The sequence below is a fragment of the uncultured Winogradskyella sp. genome, from assembly GCF_947495255.1.
Classification (GTDB): domain Bacteria; phylum Bacteroidota; class Bacteroidia; order Flavobacteriales; family Flavobacteriaceae; genus Winogradskyella.
The window spans coordinates 316110-329111 of sequence record NZ_CANLYI010000001.1 but is presented as its reverse complement, the minus strand read 5'-3'; the positions used below and the strand labels follow the sequence as shown (position 1 = coordinate 329111).

The following is a 13002-nucleotide window of genomic DNA, read 5'->3' as shown; positions in this document are numbered from 1 at the left end:
GAAAATAAAGGCTAATTATAAAAAAAATCGGTAATTTTACCGGTTTACTTTTTACAAATATTTTCAATGAAAAAAAAGACGACTATATATGATATTGCAAAAAAATTAAACTTAACTGCAGCAACAGTTTCAAGAGCTTTAAATAACAATCCTAAAATAAGTATAAAAACGCGTGAGTTAATTCAAGAAACTGCAGTAGAGATGAATTATGAGCAAAATACGCTTGCTAGAGCTCTTAAAAGTGGTAAAAGTTTTAACGTAGGTGTTATTGTTCCTCGTATGGATAGTAACTTTTTTGCATCTGTAATTCGTGGTATTGAAGAAGAGTTATATCCAAAAGGTTATCATGTTATAGTTTGCCAAACACACGACCAAGAAATCTTAGAGACAGGAAATATTATTTCTTTGTTAAATGCTCAAGTGGATGGTATTTTAATGTCAATATCAAATTCAAAAACTAAAAATAATGTGTTTAACAAGTTGTCTCAGAAAAGAGTTCCGCTCATATTCTTTGACCGTAAAAAAGACTTGCCTGGTGTAAGTTCTATAACCATAGATGATTTTAATGGGTCTTATCAAGCTACAAAACATTTAATAGAACAAGGTTGTAAGCGTATTGCACATTTATCTAATGATCGTTCATTAGAAATATTTAAAAATCGTTATTTAGGTTATAAGCAAGCGATACTAGACTTTGGACTAGAGTTCGATGAGGATTTAGTTATTGAAACCTTTAGTAAAGTCGATGAAGGTAGAAGGGTAACAAAATTGTTATTAAATATGAAAACACCTCCTGATGCTATATTTTCTTCCAGTGATTTTACTGCTCTTGGTGCTATACAAGAAATTAAGGAACAAGGTTTAAAAATACCTGAAGATATAAGTGTTGTCGGTTTTAGTAACGAGCCTTTTACCAAATTTATGGAGTTATCAATAACATCAGTAGATCAATCTCCGAGAGAAATGGGAAAAAAATCTGCTAAAGTATTTTTAGACGAAGTTGACGCTAAAGATTTAACTACAAAACCACAACAAATCGTTCTGCAACCAGAATTGATTATTAGAAAATCTTCTCTTAAAGAAAATTTAAAAACTGATTAGTTCAGTTTTCGAAGATTAAAGTGAAACACCACGTTTCCAAGGTATAAAATCATCTTGATTTAATAGACTAGCTTTTGATTTAATAGTTCCGCTTGCAACCTCAATAATATAATCAAGCATTGTTTCTGCCATTTCTTCAATAGATTTTTCTCCTTTAATTACATCGCCTGTGTCTACATCAATAATGTCACTCATTTTTATAGCTAACTCCGTGTTTGACGATACTTTTATTACTGGTGTAATTGGGTTACCTGTTGGTGTCCCTAAACCTGTAGTAAATAATACAATATTTGCGCCAGAGCCGACCATTGCAGTTGTGCTTTCTACGTCATTTCCTGGTGTGCACAATAAATTTAATCCTTGTTTTGTTACATATTCTCCGTAATCTAAAACATCTACAATAGGAGATGTCCCTCCTTTTTTTGCGGCTCCTGCAGATTTCATTGCATCTGTAATTAAACCATCTTTTATGTTTCCGGGTGAAGGATTCATATCAAAACCAGAACCAGCATCTACTACGGATTTTTCAAAAGCTTGCATTAATTCTAAAAATCGTTTTGCCGAAACTTCTGTTTCGCACCGGTTAACTAATTCTTGTTCTACACCACATAATTCTGGAAATTCTGCTAAAATCGCTGTTCCGCCTAAAGCCACTATCATGTCAGACGTATATCCTAAAGTTGGATTTGCCGAAATACCAGAAAAGCCATCAGATCCACCGCATTCTAAACCTACTTTCAATTTGGACAAAGGTGCTGGTTTACGTTCTATGTTATTTGCATTTTTAATAGCTTCAAATGAGTTTTTAATAATGGCAGAAAGCATCTCATCTACAGTTCCCATTTGCTGTTGTTCATAAATCAAGATTGGTTTTTTATTTTCTGGACTTATAGCTTTTAAAGCTTTATTAAAAATATCTATTTGAAGATTTTGACATCCTAGACTCAATACTGTGGCTCCGGCAACATTTGGGTTTTTTACATAACCAGCTAAAAGCTTAGCTAAACTTTCAGAGTCTTGACGTATACCACCACAACCTCCAGGATGTGTTATAAACTTTACATCTATATTTTCAAAAACGTTAGTAGTTTCTTCTACTTTAGACTCTATCTTGGTTTGTCTTTCATTAACTAAAGAGCGCAATAATTTTCGGTGATTACTCGCTTTTTGAGTTAGTAGTTCTTTTTCAAAAATATCTTTTAGTAATTCAATATTTCTGTTTTCACAAAATACTAAAGGAAAGAATAGCCATGTATTTGCCGTACCAACTTGTCCATCTTCCCTGTGATAGCCCATAAAAGTTTTACCTTTCCATTTTTCTACATTGGGTGCAGACCAACCTATTGTGTTTGTTTTTTTAGTCACCTTTGCGCTTTCGTGTTTTACATTATTAATTGTTAACACGTCACCTTTTCTAATTGGAGAATTTGCTTTACCTACTAACACACCATACATCATAATTTTATCACCAGAATTAAAATCTAGTAATGCAATTTTGTGCTTGGCTTTAACATCTGAAATTACAGTTATCTGTTGAGTTTCAAAAGCAATAGTTTCACCAGCTTTTAGATTTACTAAAGCAACTGCCACATTATCTGAAGGGTGAACTTTTATTAATTTTTTCTGCATTCTAATAAGTAATTAGTATTTAAAAAATTGTATTAATACTTTTTGCGAAAATTATTGTAACCGTCTTTTATTCCAATTGAATCTATTTCTGCTAAAGCAAAGGCTAAAGCAGAGGATAAATTTTTAACCTTGGTTAAGTCTTCTTCCCAATATTCTTTATTAGATAAAACACAATTAGTAATTAAGTTATAATCCTTGTTTTTCCAAATATTTTTAAAGTAATTAATTATACCTTCATTATCATTTATTGGTAAAATTTCTCCCTGCCAATCACCTTTATAAAATCGTATTAAACAAGCAAAGGCAAAAGTTAAATTTGTAGGTAGCTTTCCATTTTTAGCTTCATATTCTAGTAAACTTGGTAATACACGTACCTTAAATTTTGAAATTGAATTTAAAGCAATATCAGCTAATTTATGTTTGATAAATGGATTTCTAAATCGATCTAAAACTGCTTCAGCAAAACTGTCTAATTCTGCTTTTTCCATGGGAAGTGTGTCATTAATCTCTTCAAAAATAGCTTTGTTTACAAATTCACCTGTAAAAACATTATCAACTGTTTCTTTAACTGTTTCATTTCCGTAAAGTAAAGAAAATGGAACCATTGAAGTATGTGCTCCATTTAATATTCGTACTTTTCTAGTACGATAAGGTTGCATGTTATCTACTATTTTTACGTCTAAATCAGTTTTGTGGAATGGTAACTTTCTCTTTAAATCTTCACCACCTTCAATAACCCAAAGTAAAAACACTTCGGCTGCAACAATCAAATTATCTTTATACTCTAATTGTGTATTATAAGCTTCAATATCATCTTTCGGATAACCTGGTACAATTCTGTCAACCAATGTGCTATGAAATGAACACGCTAAATTTAACCAATTAACAAATGTGCTATCTAACTTCCATAATAAAGCGTATTTTAGTATGATTTCTTTTAAAGTTTCTGCATTATGATTAATTAATTCACATGGAATAATCGTTAATCCTTTGTCTGAAGCACCTTTAAAGTGTTTAAATCGTTCGTGTAATAACAACGTTAATTTTGCAGGAAATGAACTTGGTGGTTGCATATACATTTTATCACTTTTTATATAACTTATTCCTGCTTCAGTTGTATTAGAAATGATAAATTGTAGTTCTTCTTCTTTTGCTAAATCTAAATATTCCTGAAAATCTTTATAAGGGTTTATACCTTTAACAATGTTGGTAATTAATTCTTTTTGCTGAATTTCTTTACTTTTTTGAATTCCTTTTAAAAACAGTGTATATAATCCTTCTTGCTCGTTTAGCATGTCTACCATACCTCTGTCAATAGGTTGCACAACAGCAATACCTGCATTAAAATCAACAGACTTATTTAATTGCTGAATGGCATATTCTACGAATGCTCTCAAAAAATTCCCTTCTCCAAACTGAACTATTTTAATTGGAGGCTTTTTTTTAAGTCCTAAACTCAACCTATTTAAAACTGGCTTCTTATTTTTTAATTCTGTCATATTATTTTATAATTACAAGCCAAAAAGTCTTGGCAAAAACAATGATATTTCTGGTATAAATGATATTAGCATTAATACAGCTACCATAATTGCTAAAAATGGTAACAAAGACCTAATAACTTTTGTGACTGAAACTTTGGCGACTCCACTACCTACAAATAGTAGAGTACCTACAGGAGGTGTACAAATTCCTATACATAAATTTAGAACAATTACTATCCCAAAATGTACGGGGTCCATTCCTAAAGTAGTTACTACTGGTAAAAATATTGGTGTAAATATTAATACTGCTGGTGTCATATCCATAAACGTACCTACTATTAGGAGAATAATATTAATAGCTAAAAAGATGGCAAATTTGTTATTTAATGACTCTAATAAGAATGTACTTATCATTTCTGGAATTCCTTCAAATGAGAATAACCAAGACATGGCCATAGAAGTACAGATTAAGAACATCACAACAGCAGTTGTTTTTGCACTAGACAACAATACTTTAGGCATGTCCTTTATTTTCATGTCACCATAAATTAATGACAATATTGCTGCATATAATACAGCAATTACAGAAGCTTCTGTTGCAGTAAAAATTCCGGCTACGATGCCTCCTACAACAATTACGAGTAATGATAGACTGAAAAATGCTTTTCTAAAATAGGTCCAAACTTCCAAAATTGTTGAAGATTTTCCTCTTGCATAACCTTTACTAATAGTAATGAACGCTATGTATCCCATAATAGCAAAACCTAATAATATTCCTGGTAGATATCCAGCAATAAATAGTGCAGCTACAGAAGCACTTCCTCCACTGGCTAAGGCATATACTATTAAGATATTACTTGGTGGAATTAATAAACCTGTTGTTGAAGATGTAATATTTACTGACGCACTTAACGCTCTAGGATATCCTTCTTCTTCCATTCTATCGGTCATAATTGAACCAATAGCCGAAGCAGCAGCAACCGCTGAGCCAGAAATGGCTCCAAAAAGCATGGATGCCAATACATTTACATAAGCTAACCCTCCAGGAAGACTTGCTACTAAAGATTTCGCAAAATTGATAAGTCGATTTGCAATACCGCCTTGTTTCATAATCTCACCTGCTAACACAAAAAAGGGTATCGCTAATAGCGCAAAACTATCAATACCTGTAGTCATGCGCTGAGCAATTGTTGTTAAACCAGGCATTTTGTCAATATTTAATAATAAGCTTAAAGTTGTTGAGATTCCGATGCTATACGCTACAGGAACTTTCAATAACAAAAGCGTAAAGAAACTAACAAACAAAACGATTATACTAATAATTTCTATACTCATAACTAACTAATGTTTTTATTAGAATAAATACCTGATATGTGATAAATTGAAAAGCACATAATTAGAAAACCACTAAATGGCATAATAGCATATACATACCCAAGCGGTATTCTTAAAGTACCTGATAATTGTTCTAAATGTAATGTCGTATAAACCAAATTTAATCCACCAATAACCATCACTATTAGAGCAAAAAGAAATATAAATACTTCTATAAGTATTGAAGTTTTTCTTTTATTTGCCATTGAAAGTTTTTGATATAAAAAGTCCATTGATAAGTGTTCTTTTTTAGCATTAAGATATGCAGCGCCTAAAATGGTCATCCATATTAAAGAAAACCTTGCGAATTCTTCAGTCCAGGTAAATGATCTACTTAAAATATACCTTGAAAATACTTGAAATAGAACATCTAAAACTAATAGTGCAAAAATGACAATCAAAATCCATTCAAGGACTTTATTAATTTTATTAAAAATAAACTCAAATTTTTTCATTTTAATTATTTTTAATTTCATTTACAATTTTTGACATCTCCGGATATTTTTTCACAAATTCTTCAACTACAGATTTTGATTTTTCTGCGAATAGTGATTTCTCAGGAATTATAATTTCCACACCCCAATCTTTTACAACTTTCATTGATTCCTCAACAGATGCTCTCCAAAAAGCTTTTTGCGCTTGGGCGGATTCGTTTGCTGCTTCCTGTACCCAAGCCTTTTCTTCTTTCGATAATTTTTCCCAATATTTAGTACCTATCAAAAGAACATCTGGTACAGAAGAATGCTCATCTATAGTATAATACTTGCTAATTTCATAATGATTTGATGACACAAATGATGGTGGGTTATTTTCTGCTCCATCTACAACACCTTGCTGAATTGCTGTATATAATTCCCCATATGATAAAGGTGTTGCATCCCCACCCATAGAATTTACCATATTTATAGCCATTTGATTATTCTGAACCCTAATTTTAAGACCTTTTAAATCTTCTGGTGTTCTTATCGCTTTTTTACTGGTATAGAAACTTCTACTTCCAGCATCATAGTAACATAATCCTCGAAGCCAAAATTTAGAACCTTTCTCTAAAATGGATTTGCCAATTGGGCCTTCTAAAACATTAAATTGGTGTGCCTTATTTCTAAACAAATATGGTATTCCTAGAATATTGTATTCAGGAACAAAATTAGATAGAGTGGCTGCACTTACTTTTGTTGCGGCAACACTTCCTATTTGCAATAATTCTAATAATTCTCTTTCTGACCCTAACTGACCATCAGGAAATATTTTAACCTTTAATGTCCCGTTAGATTTTTTCTCTAATGCCTTTTGAAACTCTAACATTCCCTTGTGTACTGGATGCGTTTGAGGCAAAGTATGACCTAGATACAGAACCTTAGGCCCCTCTGTTTTTTTGCAAGATGCAAGACTTATAAAAAGTATTGCTAAGAGAATTATTTTAAATCGCATTAGTTATAATTTTATTTTATGAAACTAAAATATTGTTTAGCATTATTATAACTAATATCTGCTACCATTTTACCAATCCATTCCATTTCTTCTTTTGGTAATTCTCCTCTCTGTATTTCATCCCCTAAAAGATTACATAATATTCTTCTAAAATATTCATGTCTTGGGAAAGATAAAAAACTACGAGAGTCCGTAAGCATACCTATAAAACAGCTAATTAAACCCATATTTGATAAGGCGTTTAACTGTTTGGTCATACCATCTTTTTGGTCTAAAAACCACCAACCTGAGCCAAACTGTATTTTACCTCTTACACTACCATCATTGAAGTTTCCAATCATGGTTGCCATCACTTCATTATCGGCTGGATTAAGGTTATATATTATAGTTTTGGTTAACTTATCCTTGCTATCTAATTGGTTTAAAAATGCTGAAAGTTTTTCGGCCTGCGAATAATCGCCAATAGAATCCCAACCAGTATCTGGACCTAAAATTGAATGCATACGTTTGTTATTATTACGTAAAGCACCTAAATGAAATTGTTGTACCCAACCAAATTCATGATAAGTTTCAGATAAGAACAAAAGGATTGCTGTTTCAAATTTTAGCGTTTCTTCTTTTGAAAGTGAATCGCCTTTTCTTTTCTTTTTGAAAATAATTTCAACGTCTCTTTCAGTATATGTAACAAACGAAATTTGGTTTAAGCCATGATCGCAAAGTCTACAACCATTATCATGAAAGTATTCAATTCTACTTTTTAAAGCATCTTTTAAATCTTGATACGATTCAATGTTTATGTCCGCTGCTTTTCCTAAACTATTTATGTAATTATTGTAACCATAGTTGGCAATTAGAATGGCTTTATCGGGTCTAAAAGCAGTGCTTACTTTTACTTCAAAATCGCTTTTTTCTAGTTGCTGATGATGTACCAATGTGTCAATAGGATCTTCGGTAGTACACAGCAATTCTGCATTAACTTTTCTTAATAAATTTCGGCAACTATAGTCTTGAGTACTTAATTTTTCAGATGTAGATTCGTATATTCTTTCTGCAGACTGTTCGTTTAATAAATCTGTTACATTAAAGTAACGTGACAACTCTAAATGCGTCCAGTGATACAAAGGGTTGCGCATAGTGTAAGGGACTGTTTTTGCCCATTGTATAAACTTTTCTTTGTCTGTTGCATCACCTGTAATAAACTTTTCGCTTATACCTAAAGTCCGCATAGCGCGCCATTTGTAATGGTCGCCATTTATCCACACTTTTGTTAAATTATTATACACTGTATCGTCCAAAATTTCTTGAGGCGATAAATGGTTATGATAATCTATTATAGGCTGATTTTTTGAGTAGTTATGATATAACTCTTCAGCATATTTATTTTCTAGCAGAAAATTATCGTGTATAAAATTTGTGCTCATTGGATTGGTTTAGTTAGTGTTGCGTAATTAATCTTCGTTAGCAGGTTTTCCTATGGTAGCCAAAATTCCGCCATCCACATAAACAACTTGTCCGCTAACAAAATCGCTTGCTTTTGATGCTAAAAATATTGCGGCACCTTGCAAATCTTCAGGATTTCCCCAACGTGCAGCTGGTGTTCTGTTTATAATAAAGTCGTTAAATGGATGACCATCTACACGAATAGGTTCTGTTTGTGTTGTTGCAAAATAACCAGGTCCAATACCATTAACTTGTACGTTATGTTTAGACCACTCTGTTGCCATATTCTTGGTAAGCATTTTTAAACCTCCTTTTGCAGCTGCGTATGCACCAACAGTGTTTCTACCTAATTCGCTCATCATAGAACATATATTTATAATCTTACCTTCTCGTCTACTAATCATGCCTTTTATAACATGTTTTGACATGATAAATGGGCTTACTAAATCGACTTTTAGAACCTGTTCAAAATCGGACACTTCCATATTTTCAAGTGGTGTCCTTTTTATTATTCCTGCATTGTTAAATAGAATATCAATGGCACCAACTTCATTTTCGATTTTAGTGATGTTTTCAATAACTTGTGCTTCGTTAGTAACATCAAATAAATAACCAAAAGCTTTCAATCCTTCAGATTTATATTCAGAAACAGCTTCGTCTAATTTACCTTTAGAAGAGGCGCCATTTATTACTATAGTTGCTCCAGCATGACCGAGGCCTTTAGCCATCGCCATACCTAAGCCGTGAGTTGCTCCAGTAACTAATGCTACTTTTCCTGTTAAATCAAATAAATTTATTGACATTATTTTACTGTTATCTTAATTCATTTATTTTACAAACATCCATATCACCATAATCCAAATTCTCTCCTGCCATTCCCCAAATAAATGAGTAACTAGATGTCCCAGAACCTGAATGAATAGACCAAGGTGGTGAAATTACTGCTTCACCATTTGCCATCCAAATATGACGTGTTTCTTGTGGTTCTCCCATAAAATGACAAACCGCTTGGTTTTCTGGAACTTCAAAATAGAAATAAACTTCCATGCGTCTGTCATGCACATGAGCAGGCATTGTGTTCCAGCTACTTCCAGGTTTAATAGTCGTCATTCCCATTTGTAACTGACAAACATCAACTACACTGTTAACTATATATTTTCTTAATGTTCTCGCATTAGCTGTTTCAGGAGAACCTAATTCAATAACCTCTACATCATCAATTCCAATTTTTTTATTTGGGAATTTTTTGTGAGCAGGAGTTGAATTTAAATAAAATTGAGCTGGTTTTTCTGCTGATTTACTAGAAAATGTCACAGCTTTGTTACCTTGACCAAGGTACAATGCCTCTTTGTGTTCTAAAGTATAAGTGGTTCCATCTACGATAACAAATCCAGAATCTCCTATATTAATGATTCCTAATTCTCTTCTTTCTAGAAAAAAGCTAGATTTTAACGGGTCTATTGTTTCTAAGGTAATAGCTTTTTCAACAGGTTTTATACCTGCTACCATGTATCTATCATAATGAGAATACGTCCATTTCAATTCATCTTTTATTATTACATTTTGAATTAAGAACTCATCACGTAATTCTTGGGTATTTAATGCTTTAACAGATGCTGGGTTAGAAGCATATCTTGTATTGTATTTATTCATAAAATAAGAGTATTGTAATCGATTGCACAAATATAGAAAATTTATTTTTAATCTTTAGACTTATTGTTATTCAAATTTTTTAGTCATGCTTCATTTTTGATTAAAATGCTATGTAATTTAACATACTTGGTCTATTGCTCTTATGTTAGATGTTTGTATTTCCTTTTCTTTACTTTGTAGGTCAAAATTGAATTTACAATTTTTCTTTTTTGTTTAGTGCTCATCTTTCAGTTTCATCTTTGAAAATATTGATGATATTTATATAAGCTATCTTAAAATAGAGCCAGTAAATATGTACTTAACTAGATTGGCTAAAATTTGATTTAAATTACAATTGAGTGGTAGTTGTACTAATCTGTCTGAATTAAGTTCAATATTAGTGTCTATACATAATAATCGTGTCGTAAATTGACTTCAACATTTGTGGTATTAAATCAATTCTTTTTGAGTAAGTATATAGATATTATACTTAAGTCGCGAAAAGTTCAATAACTATTGGGTTATGATTGTGTTATCTGATCCATAACCCAAGCGGCTTGCGCAGCAGTTTCTCCAGTTGAAGGATGTAAGGATTCATTTAATAAATGCTTTCTTATATTTTGAACATGGTGTAACTGAATATTTTCAGGATGTGCTATAACCAAACTTTCAATAGTATCATTTGTTTCTAGAATGATGGGTTGATCGTCAAATATTGAAAATTTAATTTTTCCTTCGCTTCCGTAAATTTGAACGGAATCTTCTCGTTTTTCTGTGCCAAAATTCCAAATGCCAGAACCTGTAATTCCTGATTTATGTATCCAGTTGCCAGTTACAGCATCTAATGCAGAATATAATCCTTGTTGGTTAGTAGCAAGACCATTTGCTTTTGAAATATCACCTAATAAATAAGCAAACAAATCTAATCCATGTGATGCTAAATCATCAAAATAACCAGCAGGAGCAATGTCTGCATCTGTGCGCCAATTATAGGTTTGAGATAAATCTATATCATTTGCAGGTTTGCTAAGTAACCAATTGATATGTCGTATTTCGCCGATTTTATTAGCGTCTATCCATGATTTAATTTTGTTAAACCGAGGTAATGATCGTCTATAATAAGCCACAAACAAGGGTAAGTTTTTAGCTTTAAATGCTGCATTTATATTTAAACAAGCTTGGTAAGATGGAGCCATTGGTTTTTCTATGCAACAAATTTTACCAGCTTCAGCTACTTTTAGTGCGTAATACTCATGAGAATCTGGAGGTGTTGCTATGTAAATGGCATCTATGTCAGAATCGTTAATGAGTTCTTCAGCATCACCATAAAATTTAGATATCTGATGTCTTTTAGCATAATCTTCGGCTTTTACGATATCTCTTCGCATTACAGCTTCTAATTTAAAGCCTTCCGTTTTTTGATATGCAGGTCCACTTTTAAGTTCTGTTACATTTCCACAGCCAATAATTCCCCAATTGTATGTTTTCATATTTAAAAAAGATTGAAGTTTATGATTTAGAGGTGCTTCTCATTTTGTGTCCCCAAATTGCGAAGAATAAAATCATTGCATAACATGGAATTAAGATCCAGTAACTTTCAGTAGATGCAGTCGCTAATGCATCGGTTTCAGTTAATCCAGATGCAATTAATTCCTGTTTTGTACTGTCTACAATTTTTCCATATAATGGCGGAATTATTGCACCACCCGAAATTGCCATAATTAATAATGCTGAAGCTGTTTTGGTATGTTTACCCAGTCCATCTAAAGTTAATGGCCAAATTGCAGGCCATACTAAGGCATTAGAAATACCTAAAGCAGCGACACATAAAACAGATGTAAAACCTGAAGTTGATAAGATAAGTATACTTAATAATATGCCTAAAACAGCACTAGCAATTAATGCTGTTTTTTGTTTAACATATTTAGGGATTAAAAAGACACCTAATGCATAAGTAGCTACCATTGCCATTAGAGTATAGGTAGTAAAGTATTTGGCTTCTTCTCCTGTAAAACCAAGTGAAATACCGTATGCGATAATAGTATCACCAGCTATAACTTCTGCGCCAACATATACAAACAAGGCAATTACTCCTAGCCATAAATGAGGGAATTGAAATATGGTTTTGTTAGAGGAATTGTTTTCTATCGATGTTTCGTCTTCAGTAGGTTCAACATGAGGTAAAGGTGCTTTTCTAATTAAGACTGCTAAGATTATTAAGACGGAAGCCATAATAATATAAGGCATAAAAACACTATCTGCCATGGTATCTAATAGTACAGCCTTTTCAGATTCTGAAGCTGTAGCAACTTGCTCTTTTACATCATCAATACCAGATAGGAGAATAGCTCCAAAAATTACAGAGCCTAAAGCACCAGCAACTTTGTTTGCAATTCCCATTATGGCAATACGTTTTGCACCACTTTCAATTGGTCCTAAAATGGTGATGTATGGATTAGAAGCTGTTTGTAAAATGGTCATCCCAAGACCTTGAATAAAGATACCTGTTAAAAATACCCAATATGTTCTTGCTTCGGCAGCTGGTATAAATACTAATGCGCCAATTGCCATAATAAATAAACCAAGAGACATCCCTTTTCTGTAACCAATCTTATTTAAGATGTAAGATGCTGGTAATGCCATAACTACAAAAGAAATGTAAGATGCAGACGCTACAAAATAAGATTGTGTATCTGTAAGTTCGTTTATGGTTTTCATAAAAGGAATTAACGCACCATTAATCCAGGTTACAAAACCGAAAATAAAGAACAGTCCTGCAATAATAATTATTGGGACAAGGTTGTTTTGAGGTTTTTTACTCATGCTCATAGTCTCTAGATTAGTTAGTGTCGTTTATTCGATTTGGTACGTATTACTAAATCAAGTTATAATATTATTGTTGATTTTCTTGAAA

11 protein-coding genes are annotated in these 13002 nt (G+C 32.3%); 1 reads left to right on the top strand and 10 read right to left on the bottom strand.

Going from position 1 to position 13002, the window contains the following annotated elements:
* Positions 1-66: 66 nt before the first annotated feature.
* On the top strand, positions 67-1101 hold the full coding sequence (locus Q0807_RS01395) for a LacI family DNA-binding transcriptional regulator (protein WP_299105519.1): 1035 nt from the start codon (positions 67-69) through the stop codon (positions 1099-1101).
* 15 nt (positions 1102-1116) lie between these two features.
* Here the strand turns inward: Q0807_RS01395 and Q0807_RS01390 are convergent, their stop codons facing one another.
* The 10 genes from Q0807_RS01390 to Q0807_RS01345 all read right to left on the bottom strand — a co-directional run bounded on the left by Q0807_RS01390 (position 1117) and on the right by Q0807_RS01345 (position 12917).
* Positions 1117-2730, bottom strand: coding sequence for a UxaA family hydrolase (locus Q0807_RS01390; protein WP_299105517.1), 1614 nt, complete (start codon positions 2728-2730; stop codon positions 1117-1119).
* Positions 2731-2762: 32 nt separating this feature from the next.
* The gene (locus tag Q0807_RS01385) at positions 2763-4229 is read right to left on the bottom strand and encodes a tagaturonate reductase (protein ID WP_299105515.1); all 1467 of its coding nucleotides are present in this window, start codon (positions 4227-4229) and stop codon (positions 2763-2765) included.
* Between the two features lie 12 nt (positions 4230-4241).
* On the bottom strand, positions 4242-5546 hold the full coding sequence (locus Q0807_RS01380) for a TRAP transporter large permease (RefSeq protein WP_299105512.1): 1305 nt from the start codon (positions 5544-5546) through the stop codon (positions 4242-4244).
* A gap of 2 nt (positions 5547-5548) precedes the next feature.
* The gene (locus Q0807_RS01375) at positions 5549-6040 is read right to left on the bottom strand and encodes a TRAP transporter small permease (protein ID WP_299105510.1); all 492 of its coding nucleotides are present in this window, start codon (positions 6038-6040) and stop codon (positions 5549-5551) included.
* 1 nt (position 6041) lies between these two features.
* A complete protein-coding gene (locus tag Q0807_RS01370; protein ID WP_299105506.1) occupies positions 6042-7016 on the bottom strand; it encodes a TRAP transporter substrate-binding protein in 975 nt (324 codons plus the stop codon).
* An 11-nt stretch (positions 7017-7027) separates the two neighbouring features.
* Positions 7028-8437, bottom strand: a complete 1410-nt coding sequence (gene uxaC, locus Q0807_RS01365) for a glucuronate isomerase (RefSeq protein ID WP_299105503.1) — start codon at positions 8435-8437, stop codon at positions 7028-7030.
* 27 nt (positions 8438-8464) lie between these two features.
* A complete protein-coding gene (locus Q0807_RS01360) occupies positions 8465-9259 on the bottom strand; it encodes a gluconate 5-dehydrogenase (protein WP_299105500.1) in 795 nt (264 codons plus the stop codon).
* Between the two features lie 10 nt (positions 9260-9269).
* Entirely contained in the window at positions 9270-10109 is an 840-nt protein-coding gene (gene kduI / locus Q0807_RS01355) for a 5-dehydro-4-deoxy-D-glucuronate isomerase (RefSeq protein WP_299105497.1), read from the bottom strand.
* 500 nt (positions 10110-10609) lie between these two features.
* Positions 10610-11578, bottom strand: a complete 969-nt coding sequence (locus Q0807_RS01350) for a Gfo/Idh/MocA family protein (protein WP_299105495.1) — start codon at positions 11576-11578, stop codon at positions 10610-10612.
* A gap of 19 nt (positions 11579-11597) precedes the next feature.
* Entirely contained in the window at positions 11598-12917 is a 1320-nt protein-coding gene (locus Q0807_RS01345; protein ID WP_299105493.1) for a sugar MFS transporter, read from the bottom strand.
* Positions 12918-13002 lie beyond the last annotated feature (85 nt).

Coding starts and splice junctions, on each gene's coding strand:
- Q0807_RS01395 (WP_299105519.1), top strand. CDS start 67: ATGAAAAAAAAGACGACTATATATGATATTGCAAAAAAATTAAACTTA.
- Q0807_RS01390 (WP_299105517.1), bottom strand. CDS start 2,730: ATGCAGAAAAAATTAATAAAAGTTCACCCTTCAGATAATGTGGCAGTT.
- Q0807_RS01385 (WP_299105515.1), bottom strand. CDS start 4,229: ATGACAGAATTAAAAAATAAGAAGCCAGTTTTAAATAGGTTGAGTTTA.
- Q0807_RS01380 (WP_299105512.1), bottom strand. CDS start 5,546: ATGAGTATAGAAATTATTAGTATAATCGTTTTGTTTGTTAGTTTCTTT.
- Q0807_RS01375 (WP_299105510.1), bottom strand. CDS start 6,040: ATGAAAAAATTTGAGTTTATTTTTAATAAAATTAATAAAGTCCTTGAA.
- Q0807_RS01370 (WP_299105506.1), bottom strand. CDS start 7,016: ATGCGATTTAAAATAATTCTCTTAGCAATACTTTTTATAAGTCTTGCA.
- uxaC (WP_299105503.1), bottom strand. CDS start 8,437: ATGAGCACAAATTTTATACACGATAATTTTCTGCTAGAAAATAAATAT.
- Q0807_RS01360 (WP_299105500.1), bottom strand. CDS start 9,259: ATGTCAATAAATTTATTTGATTTAACAGGAAAAGTAGCATTAGTTACT.
- kduI (WP_299105497.1), bottom strand. CDS start 10,109: ATGAATAAATACAATACAAGATATGCTTCTAACCCAGCATCTGTTAAA.
- Q0807_RS01350 (WP_299105495.1), bottom strand. CDS start 11,578: ATGAAAACATACAATTGGGGAATTATTGGCTGTGGAAATGTAACAGAA.
- Q0807_RS01345 (WP_299105493.1), bottom strand. CDS start 12,917: ATGAGCATGAGTAAAAAACCTCAAAACAACCTTGTCCCAATAATTATT.